Annotated in this window: 17 protein-coding genes and 1 pseudogene; 2 read left to right on the forward strand and 16 right to left on the reverse strand. The window is 61.6% G+C overall.

Going from position 1 to position 23,079, the window contains the following annotated elements; translation table 11 throughout:
• Nucleotides 1–77: 77 nt before the first annotated feature.
• Entirely contained in the window at nt 78–2,927 is a 2,850-nt protein-coding gene (locus tag LKG04_RS03075; RefSeq protein WP_434734861.1) for an Rne/Rng family ribonuclease, read from the reverse strand.
• A gap of 546 nt (nt 2,928–3,473) precedes the next feature.
• On the reverse strand, nt 3,474–4,682 hold the full coding sequence (dapE, locus tag LKG04_RS03080; RefSeq protein ID WP_291761780.1) for a succinyl-diaminopimelate desuccinylase: 1,209 nt from the start codon (nt 4,680–4,682) through the stop codon (nt 3,474–3,476).
• A gap of 116 nt (nt 4,683–4,798) precedes the next feature.
• Between dapE and LKG04_RS03085 the strand changes: the two genes are divergently transcribed.
• On the forward strand, nt 4,799–5,740 hold the full coding sequence (locus tag LKG04_RS03085) for an AEC family transporter (protein ID WP_291761811.1): 942 nt from the start codon (nt 4,799–4,801) through the stop codon (nt 5,738–5,740).
• Between the two features lie 544 nt (nt 5,741–6,284).
• Here LKG04_RS03085 and LKG04_RS03090 read toward each other — a convergent pair.
• The 14 genes and pseudogenes from LKG04_RS03090 to LKG04_RS03155 all read right to left on the reverse strand — a co-directional run bounded on the left by LKG04_RS03090 (nt 6,285) and on the right by LKG04_RS03155 (nt 22,383).
• Complete coding sequence (locus tag LKG04_RS03090; protein ID WP_291761813.1) at nt 6,285–7,706, reverse strand: Maf family protein; 1,422 nt, start codon at nt 7,704–7,706, stop codon at nt 6,285–6,287.
• Nucleotides 7,707–7,971: 265 nt separating this feature from the next.
• Complete coding sequence (locus LKG04_RS03095; RefSeq protein ID WP_291761782.1) at nt 7,972–9,084, reverse strand: homoserine kinase; 1,113 nt, start codon at nt 9,082–9,084, stop codon at nt 7,972–7,974.
• 133 nt (nt 9,085–9,217) lie between these two features.
• Entirely contained in the window at nt 9,218–10,531 is a 1,314-nt protein-coding gene (locus LKG04_RS03100) for a homoserine dehydrogenase (protein ID WP_291761784.1), read from the reverse strand.
• Nucleotides 10,532–10,568: 37 nt separating this feature from the next.
• Complete coding sequence (locus tag LKG04_RS03105; protein ID WP_291761785.1) at nt 10,569–12,227, reverse strand: diaminopimelate decarboxylase family protein; 1,659 nt, start codon at nt 12,225–12,227, stop codon at nt 10,569–10,571.
• Between the two features lie 54 nt (nt 12,228–12,281).
• The gene (argS, locus tag LKG04_RS03110; RefSeq protein WP_291761787.1) at nt 12,282–14,078 is read right to left on the reverse strand and encodes an arginine--tRNA ligase; all 1,797 of its coding nucleotides are present in this window, start codon (nt 14,076–14,078) and stop codon (nt 12,282–12,284) included.
• Between the two features lie 110 nt (nt 14,079–14,188).
• Entirely contained in the window at nt 14,189–15,754 is a 1,566-nt protein-coding gene (locus LKG04_RS03115) for a glycoside hydrolase family 30 protein (protein ID WP_291763237.1), read from the reverse strand.
• 333 nt (nt 15,755–16,087) lie between these two features.
• Nucleotides 16,088–16,476: pseudogene (locus tag LKG04_RS03120) on the reverse strand (Rid family detoxifying hydrolase).
• Nucleotides 16,477–16,799: 323 nt separating this feature from the next.
• The gene (locus LKG04_RS03125; protein ID WP_291761791.1) at nt 16,800–17,711 is read right to left on the reverse strand and encodes a carbohydrate ABC transporter permease; all 912 of its coding nucleotides are present in this window, start codon (nt 17,709–17,711) and stop codon (nt 16,800–16,802) included.
• The gene (locus tag LKG04_RS03130) at nt 17,711–18,595 is read right to left on the reverse strand and encodes a carbohydrate ABC transporter permease (RefSeq protein ID WP_291761793.1); all 885 of its coding nucleotides are present in this window, start codon (nt 18,593–18,595) and stop codon (nt 17,711–17,713) included. The genes LKG04_RS03125 and LKG04_RS03130 overlap by 1 nt, the downstream gene beginning before the upstream one ends.
• A gap of 122 nt (nt 18,596–18,717) precedes the next feature.
• Entirely contained in the window at nt 18,718–20,022 is a 1,305-nt protein-coding gene (locus tag LKG04_RS03135) for an ABC transporter substrate-binding protein (protein ID WP_291761795.1), read from the reverse strand.
• A gap of 342 nt (nt 20,023–20,364) precedes the next feature.
• Entirely contained in the window at nt 20,365–21,006 is a 642-nt protein-coding gene (locus LKG04_RS03140) for a YesL family protein (protein WP_291761797.1), read from the reverse strand.
• A 246-nt stretch (nt 21,007–21,252) separates the two neighbouring features.
• The gene (locus LKG04_RS03145; protein WP_434734858.1) at nt 21,253–21,507 is read right to left on the reverse strand and encodes a GlsB/YeaQ/YmgE family stress response membrane protein; all 255 of its coding nucleotides are present in this window, start codon (nt 21,505–21,507) and stop codon (nt 21,253–21,255) included.
• 42 nt (nt 21,508–21,549) lie between these two features.
• Entirely contained in the window at nt 21,550–21,840 is a 291-nt protein-coding gene (locus LKG04_RS03150) for a hypothetical protein (RefSeq protein ID WP_291761799.1), read from the reverse strand.
• Nucleotides 21,841–22,092: 252 nt separating this feature from the next.
• Nucleotides 22,093–22,383 (reverse strand): hypothetical protein, encoded by a 291-nt coding sequence (locus tag LKG04_RS03155; RefSeq protein WP_291761801.1) that lies wholly within the window; start codon nt 22,381–22,383, stop codon nt 22,093–22,095.
• A gap of 4 nt (nt 22,384–22,387) precedes the next feature.
• Between LKG04_RS03155 and LKG04_RS03160 the strand changes: the two genes are divergently transcribed.
• Nucleotides 22,388–22,822 carry a hypothetical protein gene (locus tag LKG04_RS03160; RefSeq protein ID WP_291761803.1) on the forward strand — a complete coding sequence of 145 codons (435 nt, stop codon included), beginning with the start codon at nt 22,388–22,390 and terminating at the stop codon, nt 22,820–22,822.
• Nucleotides 22,823–23,079: the final 257 nt, after the last annotated feature.

Below are 23,079 nucleotides of genomic sequence, written 5' to 3' on the forward strand. Positions count from 1 at the left end.
GACACCAGCTATCTAACATACACCGACCCGCCTACCGGCGTCAAATCACCCCGGTCGCGGCGGTTCGGCCGCCGCCGCTATTCGTCGCCGCCGTCGTCCTCGGGCCCGTTCGCCGCGAGCGCCGCCGCCGCGATCTGTGCGAGCTTCGCCTTGACATCGGCGCTTGAACCTTTCGGCGCCTGCACCTCGGGCGCGCCGTGGCCGTGCTTGTTCGTCTTGATGAACGGGTCACCGCCCTTCATCGCATACGGGTCGGCATAGTCGGAAGACACCGTCGGCTCGTCATGCAGAATGAAGCCGCGGCCCTTGCAGGTCGGGCACTCTTCGGAGAACGCCTCGACCAGGCCTTGGCCGATGCGTTTGCGAGTCATCTGCACGAGGCCCAGCGACGTGACCTCGGCGACTTGGTGCTTCGTGCGGTCGCGGGCCAAGCACTCCACCAACCGGCGCAGCACCAGATCGCGGTTCGCGGGCATCACCATATCGACGTAATCGATCATGATCATGCCGCCGATGTCGCGCAGGCGCAATTGCCGCGCAATCTCCTCGGAGGCTTCGAGATTGCAGCGGGTCACAGTCTCTTCAAGCGATTTGCCCTTGCCGATGAATCGGCCGGTGTTCACATCGACCGTGGTCATGGCTTCGGTGCGGTCGATCACGATCGAGCCCCCGGAAGGCAGATAGACCTGACGTTCCATGCCCTTGCGCAGCTGGCTGTCGATCTGCCACTTGTCGAACACGTCCTTGCCCTCGTGCTCGGCAGGATCCCAGCGTTCAAGCTTGTCTTTGAGATCAGGCGCCATCGTGTCGAGGTATTCCGCGATACGATCGTAGACACGGCCGCCTTCGACGATGAGCTTGGAGAAGTCATCGTTGAAGATGTCGCGCACGACGCGGATGGCCACATCAGGCTCGCCCTGCAGCAGTTTGGGCCGTTTGCCATGAAGGAATTCCTCGCGCTTGGCGTTCACCCGCTCCCATTGGCGGGTCAGATTCTGCAGATCCTTGGTAAGCGCCTCCTCGGAAGCGCCTTCGGCCGCGGTGCGGATGATCACGCCCATATCCTTCGGCGCGATCTTCGAAACGATGGACTTGAGCCGACTGCGCTCACGCTCGGACAGCTTGCGGCTCACGCCCGTCATGCCGCCGGAAGGCACGAGCACGAGGAAGCGGCCGGCGAGCGTGACCTGCGAGGTCAGCCGCGCGCCCTTGTGCCCGATCGGGTCCTTGGTGACCTGCACGAGCACCGGATCGCCGGAGCGATACGCCAGCTCGATGCGGCGGGGCTGGCCTTCAAGCCGCGTCGAGTCCCAATTCACCTCACCGGCGTAGAGCACGCCGTTGCGCGCCTGACCGATGTCGACGAATGCGGCCTCCATGCTCGGCAGCACGTTCTGCACGCGGCCAAGGTAGATGTTGCCGACGGTGGCGACCTCTTGGATGTCGGAGACGTAATGCTCGACGAGCACATTGTCTTCGATCACGGAGATCTGCGTGTGATGCTCACGCTCGCGCACGACCATGAGACGTTCGACGTTTTCGCGGCGCGCCAGGAAATCCTGCTCCACGAGCTGGTCCTGACGGCTGCGCTCGCGGCGGTTGTCGCGCCGGCGCTGTTTCTTAGCCTCCAGCCGGGTGGAACCCTCCACGTCGGTGATCTCGTCGATGTACTGCTGCTTGCGCGAACGGCGCGAACCCGGCTCGTCGCCGTTATCGGAGTCCCGCTGACCACGACGGCGACGGCGACGGCGGGTTATCATCGCGCCTTCGCCGTCCGTGTCGTCCTCTCCCCTGCGCCGACGGCGGCGGACCTGCGTGCGTTCGTTCGATTCGTCCTCGTCACGATCGTCCCTGCGGCCGCGCTCATGATCGTCGTCGCGATCATGGTCACGGTCACGGTCACGATCGTCCCTGCGGTCGTCGCGACTGCGATCCGAACGCGGGTTGTCGTCGCGCTCGTCGTGCCTGTCATCCTCACGATCGCCGCGGGAACGGCGCCTGCGACGCGAGCGGGTCTGCGATCCGCCGGCCTCGTCATTGTCAATCGGCATATACGAAATATTGTCGTATTCGAGATCATCCTCGATTTGGCCTACTTCGCCGGCGGCGCGCCGTTCCTGGGCATTCAGCCGGCGCGAATGGCTGCGACTGCGGCTCTCCGATTCGTCGTCGGAATCATGCGAATCATTCTGATTCTTACGCCGACGGCGAACGGTAACGACCCGTGCGCCTCGCCCGTCCTGCTCGTCGTCAGCGTCCAACGCCTCATCTTGTGACTCGTTCTCGCGTATGAGACCACGCCGCGAACGCATGCGCCGGATGACATGCGGCTCTTCCGATTCGTCGTTGGACTCTTCTTGACGGTTCTGGGGCTCGGAGTCCTCACCGGAAGACGGCAGCACCGGCTCCTGGAACAGCAGCGAAGCCATCGGGCGCGGATTGTGATGGCTTTCATGGCCTTCCGGCAACGATTCGACCAGATCGGCAACGCGATCCCCGCCAGCGTTCGAACGCCTATCCGCATGACCTGCCGCCCTGCGCGTGTGCGGACTGCGCGGCTCCCTGCGCTCCTCGCTGGATTCGGCAGACTTGGCGTTTTCGGCGGAACCAGCGGATTCACCGTCTGCATCAGAGGCTGAAGCCGCAGCTGACCGGTTCTGCGCTGACGCGCCATCGTCCTTGGCCTGGCTGCGCCGACGGCTGCGCGTGCTGCGAGCCGTCGCATGAGCTGCGCGAGTGCGGCGCGGCTTTGCTGTTGCAGCGCTGTCGGTATCTGAAGATTGATCGTCGGATTGCGCAGGCGCAGAAGCTTCGCCGTCCGGCGTCTTGCGCTCCTCGACTTTCAGCGCAACCGGCGCGCCGGCCGCGCCCGTGCCGCGCACGACGCGGCGACCGCCACGGCGCCGGCGCACCGCGGTTTGCGCCATATTCGTCTCAGCCGGAGCCGAAGCTTCGGAACCGGCGGAACTCTTGGAATTATTGGATATGATCTGATTGGGGTCGTCGACCTGCTCGACGCCCGTGCGATTTGCTCTGGGCACAATGCTCCTCGGCGCCACGCTGCAACGCGCCGCCTTTCTTAAGGCTTCAGCGGTTCTCACACCACGCTCTCACCGTGGCCATCCCGCACGAAACACATCGTCAAAAGTCATAGCTGGTTGATGGCGGACACCGGCGCTCGCAGTCCTCACACGAGGGGATCAACACCATCACAGGCTTCGGCGGCTTGCAGAACCGCCATTGACCAGTATGGCACAAAAAATGCGGCAGCCGGGACACTTTCGCTCAGCACGAGCTATGGCTTGAGCCGAAAAAGGACGATGAACATAGGAAAGGGAGCGAAAATGACGTGATACGGGTGCAACGATTTCCTGTGAATTGGTTATTCGGCATACGCTAAGCCAACCCGAAACAGTACAACCCCAGAAAATGTTGAAACCAAAATTTCACGGGATAATTACGGAATGAGGAACTCAGAGTGTAAGCCACTCTCTGAGAATGCCCGCCAGCAAGGTCAAATCGCCCAAGGCCACTTGTTCGTCGCGTTTGTGGGCCAGCAGGGCGCTGCCGGCGCCAAGATTCACGGCCGGGATGCCCAGCTGCGTGAAACGGGCCACATCCGTCCAGCCGAGTTTGGCTTGCGGATCGCGGCCGGTGCGTTTCTTGACCAGGGCGGCCAGCGATTGCGCCAGCGGCGATTCCATGCCGGGTCTGGCGCTGGGCGATTCGTCGTGCATCTCGATGCCGAATCCGGCGAACATGCCGCCAGTTGCTTCGTGGTCGCCATTGCCCAGTTTCGCAGCGCAATCCTCCCCCATCACTAGCGCCTTGGCCTGCGCAATCGTTTTGTCGGGCGCAAAGCGGTAGTTCACATGCACACGGCATTCGTCCGGGATGACGTTCGTGCCGGTGCCTCCCGAAATCAGCGTCGCGTTGATGCCCTCGCGGTAGGTCAGCCCATCCACAGGCACATCCTGCGGCTCGTAGGCCTGCAGTCGCCTCAGTATCTCGGCGGCCTTGTGGATCGCGTTGTCGCCCAGCCATGCGCGGGCCGAATGTGCGGCGACGCCGTGCGCGACAACATCGAAGCGGATCGTGCCGTTGCAGCCGCCCTCGATACCGCAGCTGGTCGGCTCGGCTATGATCGCGAAATCGCCATCCACCCAGTCGCGATGGGCGTCGAGGAGCCGGCGCAGGCCGTTCTTCTCGGCCGAGACCTCCTCGTGGTCATAGAAGATATAGGTCAGATCGTATTTCGGATCGCGCAGAGCGGCCGCCAGATAGAGCAGCACCGCATCCGAGGCTTTCATATCCGTGGCACCGCGTCCCCACATCACGCGTTCGCCGGGATGCTGCGCGGCCATATCCGCGCGGATGAGCGGATCGCCCGGTTCGAGCCAACGCGGCGGGAAGTTGCCCGCCACCGGCACGGTGTCGAGATGGCCGGCGAGCACCACATGCTGGCCGCGCCCGGCAATGTCATCGGCGATGACGGTGTCGCCGTGGCGGCGGACTCGCATATGGCCCAGCGAACGCAGGAACCTCTCGACCGCATCCGACAGCGGTCCTTCGTCATCGCTGACGGAATACACTCCCATGATCTGTTCGAAAATACGGCTGAGCGACTCTTCGGGAGCCGCGTCGCAATCCACCGGGGCTATTATCTGCTGCGCATTCGTCATGCCTGACATGGTATCAGCCCGTTGCACCCGGAGCGGTGCCCACGACATGGACTGCGCCGTGCCAATGACGGCGCGCCATGGCACACTGGATGCCATACGTAGAGAAGGGAAGCGCCATGGGTTTGCTCAGCGCCATGCAAGGATTCTGCGTCATCGGCTTCGTGATCGCAGTCGGCTACGTCGCCGCCCGCATGCAGATCGGCGGGGCGAGCGCCCAGCTGGTGCTCAATCGTTTCAGCTTCTTTATCTCGAGCCCGTGCCTGATGTTCGCGATCCTCTCGAAGGAGCCGTTGGCGGAGATCTTCCATCCCTCGATCATCGTCGCCTTCTTCAGCGCTTTGGCGGTCGGCGTCGCGTTCCTTGTGCTCAATCGGATATTCTTCCATTTGAACGCCGCAGAGTCGACCATCGGCGCGCTCAATTCGCTCTACCTTAATTCCAACAACATCGGCCTGCCGGTCGCCACGTATATTCTCGGCAATCCGGCGCTGGTCGCCCCGATTCTTGTCATGCAGCAGGCTGTGTTCACGCCGATCGGGCTTACCGTGCTCGATGCGACGACCAAAGGCGAGATATCCATCAGGGAGATCGCGAGGCAGCCGCTGCATCAGCCGATGCTGCTTGGCTCGCTGGGCGGCATCGTGGTTTCAGCCATCAGCGCCAAGGCCGGATGGTATGTCATACCGAATTTCATCTTCGATCCCATCGACATGATCGGCGCCTCGGCGGTGCCAATGATCCTGATGGCTTTCGGCATGTCGCTCTACGGCAGCCAGCCGATGAAGAACAGACGCAACCGCGATGCGACCGTCGCCGTCGCGATACTGAAGAACCTCGTCATGCCGGCCGTCGCCTTCCTGCTCGCCTATTTCGTCATGGGGTTCCGAGGCGCGACGCTCTACGCCTGCGTCGTGCTCGCAGCGCTGCCGACCGGGCAGAACGTGTACAACTATGCGGCGCGCTATAACGTAGGCCTGAGCTTCGCCCGTGACGGGATTCTCGTCTCCACCGTCACCAGCCCCGTCGTCATAGCCGTGGTCGCGGCGGTTCTTGGCTGATCTGCTGGGCCGTTCGGCCAAGAACCCACCGCCAACCTCACTCAGTCATCCGCGCGGCAATCAGGCAGATCAAGTCTCGACGCCACCCGTTTCGAGGCGAATGCGCCGCCGGAGACCAGCGCGTAGCACAGCGCGATGCCGCCGAAGAACGCCAGCAGACTCGCCGAATCCGTTATGGCTCCCTCGCTTCGAGAACGATATGCCCCACCTTGGTCGCCCCGTACTGTGGCGTCGTCAGCGCGCCCGGATCCGTCTGCCGGGACGGCGTTGCATTGCCGCGTCGTGTTAGTGGATTCAGCGCTGCCGAATCCACTGACGCTGGGTTTCGCAATGCTGCGCCTATGCCCTCGAGCCTACGTATGCAAGGCCTCCACCGTCATCGGGCACCGGGATGATTCAGCGCCGCACCAATGCGACCCCTCATTTTCACGAACGATTCAACCGTCATCCATGGATGCATGCATCCCACAGAGTTACTCATGGAGCGCATACCGCATGCCGTTCCTGGCTGATTCGGCGCAATGCGCAGACATGAAGACCACGGTCACTGCTCTCGGTTCACCGCAGCGCCATGCGTCGCAGCGAGCTTCTGCAGCCGCGCCGCGAAGTTGGGCCAATCGGTGCGCAGGGCGGTCAGGAGACGATGATCGGGAACCTGCCCGAAGGGCACCCATTCGATTTCGAGGCTTTCGTCGTCATTGGCACACGGCATGACGCGATGGCCCGGCTTTTCGAAGGCGAACACAGTGGTGTAGGCCCACGGGCCGTGCTCCTCTCGGTAGGAGCCGACCACTTCGATGTCCTGCGAGGTGATATTGGCCTCTTCGAAACTTTCGCGCAGCGCCCCCTCGATCGGGCTTTCCCCGTCGGCGATGGCGCCGCCTGGAATGCCCCACGTGCCGCCTTCGGCGCTCCACACGGCACGATGCTGCATCACGATGTCGGTCACGGCACCGTTCTGCGGGTCGCGCCGCGCCAGCAGCACACCTGCGGCCCCGTTCGTGCCCCAATGGCGACGACCACAGGCACAGCTTACCCAGCCGTCGCCCGGCTGATGCACGGTTTCCTTAGGCGGGACAGGCTGTGCCGCCTCCTTTTTGCTCGTGCCGGCCGGAATGCCGCGGCTGACGTTCCACAGGTCGGTCCATTCGATGCCCAGCTGCGCAGCCAAATGGCGCAATAGCGGCAGGCTCACACCCATTACTCCGTGCGGATCGCCATCGATGCCTTCGATGAAGGCCGATCCGAAACCCTCCAAGGTGAACGAGCCGGCGACTTCCAGCGGCTCTCCGGTGGCGACATACTGTTCAATCTCAGCATCGGAAAAGTCTCCGAAATGCACCGTGGCATGGCTTGAACCGCGCGCCGCGCGCCCGCTTGCAAAGTCGATGAGGCAATGGCCCGTCCACAATTCGCCATCACGCCCACGCAACGCGCGAAGCCGCCGCTGCGCCGCATCGGCGTCGTGCGGTTTGCCATAGCATTCTCCATCCAGCAGGAACATCGAATCGCAGCCTATGATCAACGGGCCGACCGCGCTATGAGCGATGCCATCACGATTGGCAGGCACTTGCGCGATCGGCTCAGTGGCGGTGGGCGCCGTGACGCCGGAAAAATCGCGTGTCAGCGTCGAACGCGCTGCAGAATCGGCGTCACTGCCAGTCTCGCCCGATGATGCCGCGGCCCGCAACGGATAGGCGGTGACCTGATCGCCTTTCGCCTCGTCAGCCGCGCTTGCGACATCCCGATAGGCCTGGAACACAGCCTGCGCCTTGGCTTCAGCGAGTATCATCACGCGCTGCTCGATGCTCAGGTCGCGCACGTCGCCGCCGGAGTGCGACGCGGCCTGTTCCAAGGCTGCCGGCTCGTCCACATGCGAGACGCGGATGATCGGGCATACGCCTGCGGTGTACAGCACGTCGCGGCGCGACGGCGATTGCGATGCGAGCACGACTGGTATGGACAACTTCAAGCCTCCTCAACGGCATTGGTTGGCGGCAGCCCGCCGACAACAACAAGCCCTACGAATTACGCGGTCCCTTGCGATGACGTCCGGGCGCACAGGGCTCAACCATGCAAAGCCGCTTGAGAATCCCCGCACACCTTGTCCGACACCACCGTAGCCGCATCGCCGGGCAACCGCAGCCATATGCTCGCGAATCTGCCGGCCTAGCCGCGTTATGCGAGGCGTTAAGCCGACCTTGCGGAGGTTCATCCGCAACCGGGCAGCGCTACTTGGCCTCGACCTCGACTCCGGTGGTGTTGATGCCTAGGTGCAGCACCCGCCAGCTGCCGGATTCCAGCTGAGGCCGTGCGACCTGATCAATGGCCTGAGCTGCCGAGCCGCTGTGCAGCACGAGCACGCACGGGCCTGCGCCCGAAATCGCCGCAGCGAAGCCTTGCGCTCGCAAGGCTTCGATCAGCTCCCACGACGACGCCATGAGATCCCTGCGATAGGGCTGATGCAGCCGATCCTGCGTGGCGGCGAGCAACAGCGCATTGGCGCTGTCACATGTTCCTGTGCCGTACGGCTCGCCACCGCGCCAGCCACCGTTTTGCGGCCCCATCGCAGCAGGCAGCAGCCCAACGCGAGATAGATTGAATACCGCATCCTTGTATGGCACTTGCGCCGGCAGCGCCTGACGCGCCTGCTCGGTGGACTGTTCGAAGTCGGGCACGAACACGCTTGCGCGGATCGCATCATCGACCGGGTACATCGTGGTATGGAACCCGACCGGCAGCGGCTCGCCGTCGCGGATCGGCACCGAACCGATGCCCTCCCCCGCGTCAAAGCGCCACGAGAACGTCAACCCGCCGAATACCGCCGGCGCCACATTGTCGGGGTGACCTTCGATCGACGCGGCCATATCGAATACCGACTGCCTGTCGAAATTCACGCCATGCGCCAGTGCCGCCGCAGCACTGATGCCGGCGACGATCGCCTCGGCGGAGGACCCCATGCCGCGCGCCTGCGGGATGCGGTTATGCGCCTCAAGCGTGAAACCGAGCCGGCCCAGCCCAAAAACTTGGCAGGCGCGGCGGAATGTGGAGACCACCAGATGGGTTTCGTCGCGCGGCAGCGTGCCTTCGCCTTCGCCGTGGATGATCACGCGCGCGGAAGTATCGATGCCGGCAACGCCGCTGGCAGTGTCCTCCGCGGCCTCGGCGGAGCCGCCGTGGCCCGAACCGCTGTAATTCCAACCGCTGTAACCTGGCCCACCATGCAGCGTGAAGTCGAGCTCATCGTAGTAGTCAAGCGCCAACCCGACCGTGTCGAAGCCGGAACCGAGGTTGGCGCTGGTCGCCGGGACGCGCACATGGACCTGACGGAATACGGGGGTCATGACGCCATTGCTCCTCTCAGATTCGCCACATCAGATTTGTTCGCGCCGCAATCGTCAGAGTTTCCACGGCTCGCATCGACGCAGTTCGGGCTGTCGCCGATCGCCGGAATGTGCGCCGCGCCATCGCGCCGCATCAGACAAGCACCCGCAGGATCGACGGCGTGCCGGTCACGAAATCAAGGGAGCATACGGCCGTGACGGTTTCCCGCAAGGTCAGCTCGTCGCACTGGTGGGTCACGATGCGCAGCTGCTGCAATTCACCCGAATACCCGGGATCGTGGCGCGTGGGCTGCAGGTCCTGGTTCACGCCGTTGATCGACACGCCTCGGTCGGCGAATTCCTTGGCGATGGCGGCGAGCACGCCGGGCTTGTCATGAATCAGGAAACGCACCGCGAACGCCGCTTTCGAAGCGTCGATCGGCGCCTTCGGCAAATCCTTGTACAGCGGGATGGACGGTCCCGTGCAGCCTTGCGCGATATGGCGCGCCTCGGTGACGATATCGCCCACAACCGCCGAAGCAGTAGGCGCTCCTCCGGCTCCGCGGCCGTAGAACATCAAGTCATCGGCCGCCTCGGCGTGCACGAAGACCGCGTTGAAGCTGCCATGCACCGAGGCGAGCGGATGGTTTTCGTCGATCAGCGCCGGATAGACGCGCGCCGAAACCCCGGCCCCGTCGTTCTCCACGACGGCCAACAGCTTGACGACCTTGTGCTCGGCCACGGCGGCGGCGATGTCGGCGGCGGTGATCGCGGTGATGCCTTCGGCGGTCACATCATCGATGCTGACGGCGGTGTGGAAGGCGAGCGTGGCCATGATAGCGGCCTTGTTCGCAGCGTCCTCGCCCTCGATGTCGCCGGTCGGATCGGCTTCGGCATATCCCTTGGATTGCGCGTCTTTGAGTGCCACGTCGAAGTCCAGCCCTTTGGTGGTCATCTCGTCGAGAATGTAGTTCGTCGTGCCGTTGACGATGCCCAGCATGCTGCCCACCCGGTCGCCGACCAGCGATTCGCGCAAGGGCCGCACAATCGGGATCGCGCCGCCGACCGCCGCCTCGAAATAGATATCGACGCCATGTTCGTCCGCTGCCCGGTAGAGCTCGGGACCGGATTTCGCCAGCAGCGCCTTGTTCGCCGTCACCACGCTCGCCCCGGACTCGATGGCTGTAAGCACGAAGGTGCGCGCAGGTTCCAAGCCGCCGATAAGCTCGACGACGATGTCGGCCCGTGTGCACAGTCCGGCCGTGTCGGTCGTCAGCAGAGCCTTGTCGAGCCATGGCACGTTTACCTTGTCGGGATGCAGGCACGCCACGCCAACTAGTTCGATAGCCCTACCGATGCGTGCCGACAGCTCGTCGCGCTGTTCGATCAGCAGCCGGGCGGTCTGCGATCCGACCGCTCCCGCGCCCAACAGTCCTATGCGGATCGGAGCCTCGTTATGCGATGTCATAGTGTCCCTTCGTGTTTTTCTCTGCACTTAAAACGTCTCAGCTCACATCCAGCGAGATCAGATCGTCGATGGTCTGGCGCCTGATCATCACATGGGCGCCGGATTCGCCCACTGCCACGACTGCGGGAATCAGCGCCTGGTTGTAGTTGCTGGCCATGGTGCGGCCGTATGCGCCGGTCACGGGAATGGCGAGGATGTCGCCGCGCGCGATATCGGCCGGCAACTGACATTCGTGCACGAGGACGTCGCCCGATTCGCAATGCATGCCCACGACGCGCGCGAGCATGGTCCCAGTCGCTCCTGCGCGATTCGCCAGCCGAACCGTGTAATTCGCGTCGTAGAGCGCCGGGCGGATGTTGTCGCTCATGCCGCCGTCGACCGAGACGTATGTCCGGCCGCTGATCGCTCTGCCGTCCTGCGCCGTCGCACCCTGCGGCAGGGCGACATGCTTGATCGCGCCGACGCGGTAGAGCGTCACGCCGGATGGGGCCGCGATGTAGCGTCCCGGCTCGAAGGAAATAACCGGCGCGGGCATGCCCAGTGCATCGTTGGCAGCGCCCACCGCGGCAGCCAATCTACCGAGCTCGACGCCGATGTCCATCGCGTCTTCCGCGTCGGTGTAGGCCACGGAGTAGCCGCCGCCCAAATCCACTTCGGGCAGAGTGTAGGCATTGGTGGCGTAGAAGGTCTTGCGCAGCAGCATCATGCGCTTGGCCGCTTCGATGAAGGCGTTGGCATCGTGGATCTGCGAGCCGATATGCGAGTGGATGCCGACGAGTTCGAGGTCTTCGCCCAGCCCGGCGATCGTTTCGAGCACCGCGAGCGCGGGGCCGTCCGCCACCGCCTGCATCGCAGCGGCAAGCGCCCGGTCCGTGTCCGAGAGCTCATTGCCGTGCAAATCGTAAGGGTAGCGCACGTCGTAATGCAGTCGGCGGGCGTGGTGTTCGTCGCCATCATGACTTTCGGCCGGCTGCGGTGCCGCCGCCGTCCCGGCTGCGCCGATTATATCCGACGCAATCGCATTCGCCGCTGCGTCCTGCCGCTTCGCCATGATGCGGGCGTTGGCCACAGCGGGCGTGAGGGCGATCATATCGTCTAGGATGCCGAGCACCGTGGTCGGCGTGCCGGCTGGCAGCAGCGCCACGCCGAATTTCTGATCCTCATGCGCAGTCGAAATATACTCGTGCCCGCCTGCGTGGATGCCGGCCGTGACGCGCAGCATGACTTTGGCGCGTTTGCCGAGTGCGTGCGCGATGGCCGCGATGCGGGCAGGCTCACTTGGCTCGTCGACGACGATTTTTGCGAAGCCCTGCTCGACGGCGAGCGCTATCTCCTCGTCGGACTTGTTGTTGCCGTGCAGCACCAGCCGCCGGCCCGGAATCCCGGCGGCGAGCGCGATGCGCATCTCGCCCAGCGAGCACGTGTCGACGAACATGCCCGCCGCGGCCACGATGCGCACGACCTCCTTGGACAGGAAGGCTTTGCCCGCGTAGCTCACATGGGTCGTCGTGTTGCGGAAGGCCGTCGCCGCCGCAGCGACGAAACGCCGCGCACGGGCGGAGACCTCGTCCGTGTCCATGACGTAGAGCGGCGAACCGAATTCGCCCAGCAGGGACGAGGCGGTGCGCCCATGGAAGGTCAACTCGCCGGAATCATCGATATCCGTGGCCTCAGGCCAAATCGGCGTCACGCCCATATGCTTGCTCCTTGCTTGCGGTGGCTGGCACTGCAACTGGTCTTAGCGTAATTCCTACATCTGTTGCGGGGCGCTGACCCCGAGCAGATCCAGCCCCGATGCGATGACGGTGCGCACAGCGTCGTTGAGCTTGAGCCGTGCCGCGGCACGCGCCGGTTCGGGATTCTTGGCGATGCGCAAAGCCTCGCGCGTCTCCTCCGGCCCGCGCTCTTCGGGTACAGTCAGCGTCATCGGCACAACGCGTTCGAGGTTATACCACTTATGATAGGCGGACGCGAGATCCTCCAGATAATGCGCCACGCGATGCGGTGCGCGAAGATCGCCCGCCTGCGCGAGCACAGCGGGCCACCGCGCGAGCGCCGCCAACGCCACGCCATCCGCCTCGGTGTCCAAAAGGCTCAGGTCTGCATGGTCTGCGCTGATTCCTGCGGTCTCGGCATTGCGTGCGACGTTGCAGCTGCGCGCGTAGGCGTATTGCACGTAGTAGACCGGGTTCTCGTTGGTGTGCGAGGCGAGCAAGTTCAAGTCGATGTCCACGCTCGTGTTGTAATCGGTGCGTGTAAGCGAATACCGCGCCGCATCCACGCCGACGGCCTCGACCAAATCGTCGATGGTGACGACGTTGCCGGCGCGCTTCGACATGCGCACGGCCTTGCCGTCCTTCATCACGTTGACCAGCTGGCCGATGAGGATCTGCATGTTCTCACCCGGCGTGTCGCCGAAGGCCGCGCACATCGCCATCATGCGGCCGATATAGCCGTGATGATCGGCGCCGAGCATGTAGATCGCCACGTCGGCCGGGTCCACCGCGCGGTGCCGCTTGTTCCAGTAGTAGGCGATATCGGCAGCGAAATAGGCGTAGTCACCATCCGATTTGATGATCACACGATCCTTGTCATCGCCATGTTCCGTAGAGGCGAACCAGGTCGCCCCGTCCCGTTCGAAGATATCGCCGTTAGCGCGCAGCACAGCGAAGGCCTTCTCGACCTCGCCGTCCTCATACAGGCTGTTCTCATGGAACCACACATCGAAATGCACACGGAAATCACGCATCGACTGCTGGATTTCAGCGAACATCATCGGCACGGCACGCCTGCGGAACTCCTCGCGCTGCTCGGAATCGCCTTCGCCCAATGCGTTGCCGTCCTTGTCCACGCCGCCGTCGAGGCGCTGCAGATTCAAGATATCGACGCCATCGGTTTTGGCTTCGGCGATCACTTTGTCGGCGATTTCCCTGATATACGCGCCTTTGTACCCGTCAGCCGGGGTCTCCTCGCCGTGCGCGGCGGCTACCAGCGACTTGGCGAAGCGATTGATCTGCTCGCCGTGGTCGTTGAAATAATACTCGCGCACGACCTTCGCGCCGTTGGCCTCAAGCACTCTGGCCATGGAGTCTCCGGTGGCTGCCCAGCGCACGCCGCCGATATGGATCGGCCCGGTCGGATTGGCCGAAACGAATTCGAGGTTCATCGTTTTGCCGCCCAGATGATCGTTGCGCCCATACGCCGCGCCCTGCCCGAGAACCGTGTCGACCACGGCCGCCGCCGAAGCGGAGTCGATGGTGATGTTGATGAAGCCTGGCCCTGCCACTTCGACCGAGGCGATGCCCTCGGCATCGGACAGCTTGACCGCGAAGAGCTGTGCGAGGTCACGTGGCCTCATGCCGGCCTTCTTGGCCAGTTGCATGGCGATATTCGATGACCAGTCGCCGTGTGAACGATCTTTGGGCCGCATCACGGCCAGCCTCTCGACCGGCGGGATCATCGCGTCATCCAACGCGCCAGCATCAGGGCCCTCGGCCAGTTCATGGGCAATATCGCAAATCAACGCACTCAATGCTTCAGGATTCATTCTTATCAGTGTAGCTAATACGGTGACAGCGGTGTTCACTCACGTTTTCGGCTCACACGTTTTTGTATCTGCAGAAACAGTGCGGGCCGCGTTGCGGAACGCGTCAAACTTCAATGCTCCCACACCACAGTGCTCAACGAGCGGGGCGGCAGCTCGATCGGCCGCAACTCGCATCCGTCCTGTATGGCGATCCGCTGCGCAGCCGCATCCTCATTATTGGCCACGAGCACCAGATGATCGTCAGACGTGAGAAAAGCCACATGATGCACTCCGGGAATATCGTGCGAGGCAACGCTGCCCACGCATCGCGAACCGACCGGCACAAAGCGGCTGAAATGGCCGATCACATAGTAGTCCGCATTCTTGGTGATCACGCCGCTCGCTCGGTCAATCGTGAGCAGCCCACGATTGCGCGAATGCTGACGATCATGGCGAAGGTAGTAGTAATCCGGGCCGCCGTCCGTGTCCAGCGCGATGTTCCAGAGCACCACGCACTGCGCCCAGTTGCGCAGCATCGCGATGACGCGACCGCTCATGCCCAGCAATGCAGCCTCCCAGTTGCGCGGCCCCCAGTCGCCGCCCGAGGCCTCCGTCATCCAGATCCCCTTATTCGGCCAGCGCTCGTGGATCCTGCTCATCACTGACGCGGAGCCGCCGTAATAGTGCCATGCCGAACCTGCTGTGGCCTGCAGAGCGCCACCATGTGCATAGAATTGTTTGACGAAATCGCCCTCTGGATACCGTTCAGTCGAGTAATTGTGATCCCAGCACATGATATTGACCTCGCCCAAGCCCTCGGTCTGCAGCCGAGGCGCCAGATATTCAGCGATGAACGCAGCCTGTTCCTCGGGATTCATCGCCATCGATGGCCAGACCGCCTGCGCATTGTCCGGCTCATTGACCGGCGTAAGGCCGAATACGTCGAATCCATGGTCGCGATACAGCCGCACGAACGCCGCCAGATAGCGAGCATAGGCATCATAATACGACCGGCGCAAGCGTCCGACGCAGTGCGGCCAGGCCCGTCGCCGTCCCAAGACGCTGAGATTCGTTTTCATCCACCACGGGGCGCTCCATGGCGAGGCGATGATGCGCAATCCTTGCCGCTGCTGCCCTGCGTTTTGCGTTGCAGCCCGTGCTGCAGCCCGTATTGCTGTCCGGCTGGCGTATCGCCGCGCATCCAGTCGTCCATCATCCCGTTCCACGTCTCGTAACGACGCAGCCTGTGCTGCCTCAAGCATTGGCAGAATCCGTTGTTCCTCCACTGTGAAGCGCAGCGAGCGCAGCCGTTTGTCCGGCCATCGGCGCACAAACGAGTATGGCCGTGTCACATGGTCGGAAGGCCCGATTGGCTGGCGCAGCATTGACAGTCCGATACCATCGATCGGATCGAACAAGTCGCGAATCATCTGGTCCGGGTCGTTGACCGCATGAGCCCACAGATCGCCAGTCGCCTCGGTGATCGACGCGCCGAAGCCGTCGATCCGCTGCCGGTGTTTTGCCGCATCCACCTCGATTCGGGGCAATGTGTCCGTCGATGCCGCATATGCAGACGATGGGTTTTCCGCCGCCCACGGCGTCATGCCAGCCGCCGAACCACCTGCGCCCAGTACTTCGATTCCCTCCATACGCCGCAGCAATCCGGAGTCATCGTCCCTAGCCTGGGTGACAAACATACGCATGCCATTCATAGCCCAAGCATACGGACGCATGCCTACCGTGCGAATACGCTCGCACTGCGCGCAGCCCTTACTCTAGTTTCATGTACTAAGCAGATTGCGATACGAAGCTGCCTTTGCATGGTTTCGCCAAGCGCTGTCACACTCCGGAAACTGGCGGAATTCCAGGAATCTTGCAGGGGGCAAAGTCGCCACGGAGAGGAAGCATACTTTCACAAGTGCCTAATAGGCGAAAAAAGTGCTGAATAAACGCAACAAGACGGTTCTTCACATCTTGGCGGGAAGAACCGGGCGACGCCAAACGGAAACGCCTAAGCGCCCCGCGCCGAATCAGGCGAGCGCGATGGCGTCGATCTCGACCAGCGCGCCCTTGGGAATGGCGTTGCCGCCGAAGGCGACGCGGGCCGGCTTGACGGCACCGGTGAAACATTGCGCGTACTGCCTATCGACCGCAGAAAAGTCCTCGACATGCGCGAGGTACACGGTAGCGCGCACCACCCGGCTGACATCCGAGCCGGCAGCCTCCAGGATGGCCGCAATGTTCTTCAGCGACTGCGTGGCCTGTTCGGCGGCGCCCGGCCCGGCCAGCTCGCCCGTAGTCGGATAATGCCAAGCTGGCCCGAAACGAATACGAATCCGTTCGCCTTCACGGCTTGGCTGTATGCTCCCAAGGCAGCTGGTGCGGATGCGGATACTACTGCTTCGATGGCGTTACTCATGGCTCCTCGTTTCCTTCGGTGAATCGTCAGTGCTATGGACATGCTACGTGCTCGAATGGATGGTGCGGCGACCCGCATGGCACGACCGACGCCATCCATCACCGAGCGCCTTATCGCACGATGCCCAATATAGCCGCCCAATGTCACCGGTTGCGCAACGCCATCCGCATTGACATGGCAGCCGCGAAGATATGTGAAGGTCCGTCTGACCTCATTGGCCAGACGGACCTTCACGAGGATCGGCAGGGTGTGGGGAGCGGGCGCGAGAGCGGTTAGCGGGCGCTCACTGAGCCTACGGGCAGCGCACTGAGCTGCCCGTAGGCTCAGCCCTTTACCGCTCCAGACGTTACGCCAGCTACCACGTAACGCTGCAGGAACATGTAGAGGATCAGGATCGGCAGCATGGCAAGCAGCAGGGCCGCCATGACCAGGCCGATGTCTGTGGAGTAGGTGCCATAGAACACCTTTGTGGCGATCGGGATGGTGTAAAGCTCCTTGGGTCCCAGCACCAGCGAAGGCAGGAGATAGTCGTTCCAGAACGCCATCGCGTCGATGATAGTCACCGTGGCCACAGTCGGCTTGAGCAGCGGGAAGACAACGCTCCAGAAGGTCTTCCACTTGGTGGCGCCGTCGATTTCGGCGGCCTCCTCCAGCTCGGCGGGGATGTTCGTGCGGATCGCGCCGTGGAACATGAAGACCGCCAAGGAGACCGAGAATCCCACATGCATGAGGATCAGGGTGAGCCGGTGGTTGAGCACGCCGAAAATGCCACCGTACACGGACACCAACGGCACCATGATGACCTGGAAGGGGATCACCATCGAGGCGACCAGCGCCGCGAAGAAGATGCTGCTGGCCTTCCATGTCGGGTTGCGTACAATGACGTATGCCGCCATCGCGGAGAGCAGCACGGTGAGCACGGTGGCGCTGATGGTAACGATGAGCGAATTGCCGAACACCGTCCAGAAGTCCATTTTCTCCATTGCGTTGGGGAAATTGTCCAGCGTGAAGCCATGCCTGCCAATCAACGACAGCGGACTTGAGGTGATATCGGCTTTCGTCTTGAAGACGTTGATGACTACCAAGATGAAGGGCGCGACGAACAGGACGAACAGGACGGTCAGGACGAATATGGTCGCCGCATGGATGACCCGCTCATGCATGGTCAGTTTCGCGTGCGACTTGGATGTGACTACGGCTGCGCCTGCTGCGTGGCTCATTGTTGTGTGGCTCATTATGCCTCCACCTCGCCCTTCTTGCCGAAGTAGACCTGCGCCATGCCGATGGCCGCGCAGATGACGAAGAGCACCAGCGCCTCGGCTTGGCCGGTGCCGTACTGCTTATAAACGAACGCTTGGTTGTAGACGTGCATGGCTGCCAAAACGGATGAGTTGAAGGGGTCGCCATTGGTCAGCGAGAGGTTGACGTCGTAGACCATGAAGCAGCGCGTGGTGCTCAGGAAGATGCACTGTACGAAGGACGAGCGCATCAGCGGGATCGTCACATGCAGGATGGCCTGGGACTTCGAGCAGCCATCGATCAGCGCAGCTTCCTTGAGGCTCTGGTCGACGCCCATGAACCCGGCGACGTAGATCAACATCATGTAGCCCGCATACTGCCAGACCGATACGAGAATCAGGCAGAACAGCGCGCCGTTCGGCGTGGAGAGCAACGATGGCACAGTGTTCTCCGCCTTGGTCAGCGCGGTGCCGATGACCACGAAGGCACGGTTGAACACGAACTGCCACACATAGCCCAAGACAATGCCGCCGATGAGATTCGGGATGAAAAAGCCTGCGCGGAAGAAATTTTGACCTTTGATACCGCTGGTGACCAAATACGCCAAGAAGAAAGCAAGGATGTTGATCAGGACAACGGAGACCACCGAATAGATGATGGTCAGAATCAGCGAGTGCCAGTATGCGGAGTCTGCGAAGGTCGCTTTGTAATTATCAAGGCCGACGAAAGGCTTCTGCGGCGAGATGCCGTCCCATTTTGTGAAGGTCAGATACAGGCCGTAGACGAACGGGACGACGACTACCAGCGCGAAGAGAACCGCTGCAGGGCCAGCAAACATGAAGAACTGGCCCACTTTATAGGATAGCTTGTTGCGTTTCATACGTTCATTCCCCTCTATGCCTTATGCGCAGGCCGCGGAGCGCTTCCGGAAGCGTGATCATATGTCATCGCATGCCCGGAAGCGGCCGTTGCCTGCACCATCAGGCGCTGGAATCAGATGGTTCACTCGCCGGATCCAGAAAGCTTCGCGGTCTTCCAGTAGGTCTCGATCGCCTTGGCGAACTGGCCGCGATCCTCCTGGTTGGCGAGATATTTCTGGAAGTCGGCGCCGAGCTTCGTGTAGTGGTCGTCGGGCAGGAAGTTGAAGTTCGGGATCAGCTTGTCTGCGTCGGCGTACTTCTTCACCGAGACGCCCAACGGGTCGGCGACGGGCTGCGTGTTGTTGGTGAACGCGGGGACGAGCGAGGCGTCCTTGGTGATGAAGGTCTGCCCCTCTTTGCTGTCGGCCAGCCACGTGAGGAATGCCTTGGCTTCCTTGCGCTGCTTGTCGGAGGTGTTCTTCGAGGAGTCGATGAAGAAGAACTTGGAGCCTCCGCCCACGAGCTTGTCGTTGCTGCCGTCGTCGGTGTTCTGCGGCACCGGCATGATGCCCATGTTTTTGGAGTAGTCGTACTGGTTGAGCACGGACCAGTCCCAGTTGCCGCCGAACATGAAGGCGATCTTGCCTTCGGCCAGGTTCTGCTCGGTGACCTCTCGCTCCGCGGAGATGGCGCTGCCGGCCGCGTAGTTGTTCTTCTTGAGCACGTCGAAGGTGTCCATGAGGGCGTTGAATTTGGCATCGCTCGTCAGATCGACTTTGCCGGCCTGCAAATCCTTGATGAAAGCTTCGGGGTCCTTCTGCTCCTCGTATACCTGGGGCAGGAAGTGGGCGGCGAGCGACCAATCCTCCTTCATGACGCCGGTGGGCGATTTCATGCCGCCGTCCTTGAGTTCTTGGATCAGGCTCTTGAACTCGTCGAGGGTCTTGTAATCATCCGGGTTGAAGTCCTTGCCGGTGACCTTCTTAATGGCATCGGCGTTGTAGATCAGGCCGCGCGCTTCGACGCAGACAGGGAACCCGTAGGTCTTGCCGTCGATCGAGAGGGCGTATTTGGTGTCTTTGACCCACGGCTGGTCGCTCAGGTCGATCGCATGATCCTTGGCGAGCGTATAGACGTCCTTGGCGTCCACCATGGAGATAGTGTATGGGTCGTTGGAAGCGTATTTCGTCGACAGATGGGTCGTGACCGGATCGGCGGACATGTAGACTTCGACGTCTACGCCCTTCTCCTTGGAATACTGCTTGGCCATATCTTCCATCTGGCTTTGGATCTCGGACTTCGAATTGAAGATGGTGATCTTGTCTCCGGAGGAGCCTGAGCCGGAACCGCATGCCGAAAGCATGCCTACGGCCATCACCGCCGAGAGGATGGCACCTCCCCAGCGCTTCCACGATGTCGGGTTGCCCAAAGAATTGCTAGCGTTCATGAGTTCACTGATTCCTTTCTCTCTTCGCCCCGATCAACACAACGCTGTATGGCGAAATCGCCAAGCCGGGGAAAAGACCTCATATGCTTTGGCTAAACAATGAAGCCGAACTACATCGAACCGGTTCGTTGCCTAACGAAATTGACTATAGCGGTGTGTCCAATCGTTTGTCAACTTGCACGTCGCGCCGCTAAAAGAAAAGCCCATTGGGCTTTCCGCAGGCTCGATCGAACGCCCATCAAGGGCATGAATATGGCGCGCGGAACCGCTGGAGCATCATCGCAAGCTGTGCAGCCCAGCCACATGCCGATCATGTGGATACACAGCTATGCGCCAGGATCCTCACCTATCCTGCTGCTGGTCGATACGGCGAAAAATCGGCTCGTACAGCCATGCGCAGCAATACTGCGGCAGCGAAACGCCGAACATGATCAACAGCGGGATGGCGTAGAGGAAGTATCTGACAGACAGCAACGCGAAGACAACCAGAATGGCCAGCATGCCCACCGTGCGCGGGAAGAAACCAATAGCCAGCAACGCTGCGTTCTTCAGCTGGATTCCAAGCGGATTGCGGTAGCGCGAAATGAGCGCGAACAGGTACTGCGCACAGGCTGCGACGAGCAAACCGACCACAGTCAAGACCACGACCATGATTGTATGCAGGCTTGCGGGCAGGGAGCCGAGCATCAAGATGTCAACCGCCATGACGAGTCCGATGGCCAGCATGGGCAGCCAAGCTGCCATGGACTGTTTGAAATTGCGTCTGAACGCGTCAAAGAACTGCCGGGCGATATATGTTTCCTCGTTCCTGACCATGCGCCACAGCACGGCGTGCATCGCCGTGATCGAGGCGCCGGCGCTCACAACCGGCAGGCAGCAGACCAGCGTCAGGACGTTGAGCTCGATGAGGTCGAAGCCGACACCCATAAAACGGAAGAAGGCATTGTCCTGATTGAAGAACCGCTGGTTGAATGATTTCGCCACCGCCGCACCTCCTTGTAGTTCGACTTGCGTTGGGACGAATAGCGCTGTCTGCCATCGGCCTGGCCGCCCGGCCGATGGCACATGGCCCGAAATCATCGTAGCGCCTAGGGCGTCCCTGGCCGGCCACATATCTGAAAGCCCGCCTGACCAGACGTCAGGCGGGCTTTCAGAATGCTATCTACATTCTATTGTTCAAACGTATTCTTTATGCCACCGTATGCGGACCATCCGCATACGGTTACCGGGCTACTTGCTGCCGACCCTGCTCACGACGAACGAGACGATCAGCACCACGATCACTGCGCCGATGATGGATGGGATAATTGCCATCCCAGCCAGCTGTGGGCCCCAGTCACCAAGCACAGCCTCGCCGACTGCGGAACCGACAAGTCCGGCGACGATATTCGCGATCCAGCCCATCGACTTACCCTTGCTGGTCAGGGCTCCGGCGATAACGCCGATGATGGCTCCTACGATAAGCACCCATATCCAATGCAACATGATCGGACCTTCTTTCCAATATTGCGAAACCACCTGTGACTTTTAAAATTTTACCTGAGAGCCGAGGGCCGCGTCCCAATCTGTTCTTAGCGGAAATAGGGAATAACCTGAATGGTCGTGAGATACATTCAAAAACGAATGTGGTTCCTTCGCATTCTTCAGCGCCTCGCCATACTGGTCTGCGAGCTCTGGACCAGCCTGAATTGGGTCGATGACGTAGTGGCCGATCGGTTTGCGCTCGATGCGGCCGACCGGTTCGCCGGAGCCGGCAGAGCCTTTGATAGTGATGCCCCAGTTGCCGTCGTGCGCGAGCAGGTTCGCGATGTCATCCATATTTTCTGCCACGCTCGCGTGCGGCCACCACCCGCAGCGCTAAACGATCTCGACATCGCTGGCATAGTGGAATAGCGATAGTGGAATAGCGACTCGGCTTCGGTCTGGTCATTGACTTTCCAAGAGCGCGGCGCTAAACGCCCGGTTTCAATCGTGGCTCTTATGGCCATATCCTCACGCTGAGATAGGGCAGACGCCTCGGCGGGCGGTGGGCACTCTCGGACTGCCTTGACGCTCAGGCCGTCTTGGCGTTCAGGCCGTCTCGCGCACCTTCTCACTAAACCGGCGAGCAATCGTTTTCGCGAAATCGGTGATGGCGGGTCGCTCGGAGCGCACTTCTTCAATGAGTCTCGTCCGCGTCTCGGAAGTCAAGGACTGGTTATGCCCGACCCAATGCGCGAATGATCCAACACTCACTTCCGGGTGGAACTGGATACCCCACGCCGATTCTCTCATCCGGAAGGCGGCGTTCGGGCAGAGCGCTGTCGCTGCGAGCCGCACCGCCCCATCGGGCAGAGTGCTCAGCACATCGCTAAGCATCATTGTGATGGCAAACGACCAAGCAGATGGCCGGAGCTGGGCGTCGCTACGCGCATCGTCGGCCGCGTCGCTCCTGTTCTTGGACCCCGAGGAGCTCATCTTCGACTCCGGCATCAGTCAACCTCTTGACGCAAAGACGCTGGGCTATTCCTCGTGGGCCGCCTTTGCGGAGGATGTGAAACGGGAAACATCGATAACCGATGTTAATGGTGCGTTTGCGTTCGTAGGCAAGCACGCTTCGACCGTTCCACAAGTATTCCGTGCCCTTATTCGCGTCCTTGGCGACGGTAAAAAGTGGGTTTCGATGGGTCAAGTGGCCCAGCAAGTCGATTGCAAAGGCTCAGGCTATAAGAAGTTCAAGGATCTGGCGCTCGATGCCGAAAAACGCGGGTACGTGGCTACGATGCATTCCGGACCGAACTGGTCACTCAAAAAAGCGTAAGCCTGTACCTTGGACGTTCAAGGGCACCTGCAGCTATCTGCACCTACCGACACGCCTAAAACGAGCGTGCAGATCGCCCGACTCTGATACCAACGAAAATGGCCGCCCCTTATTATAAAGGGGCGGCCATGTGAACCAAGTGGTCCTCTGTAGGAGCTTCTCAAACCAGTCGGTGGCGTTGAAGTCGTTGATCTCCCGGACTTTGCGCGGCAAACGGGCCATCGCGACTCGTTCGTCGAAGTCTCCACGGAACGATG

Source organism: Bifidobacterium sp., assembly GCF_022640935.1.
GTDB lineage: Bacteria > Actinomycetota > Actinomycetes > Actinomycetales > Bifidobacteriaceae > Bifidobacterium.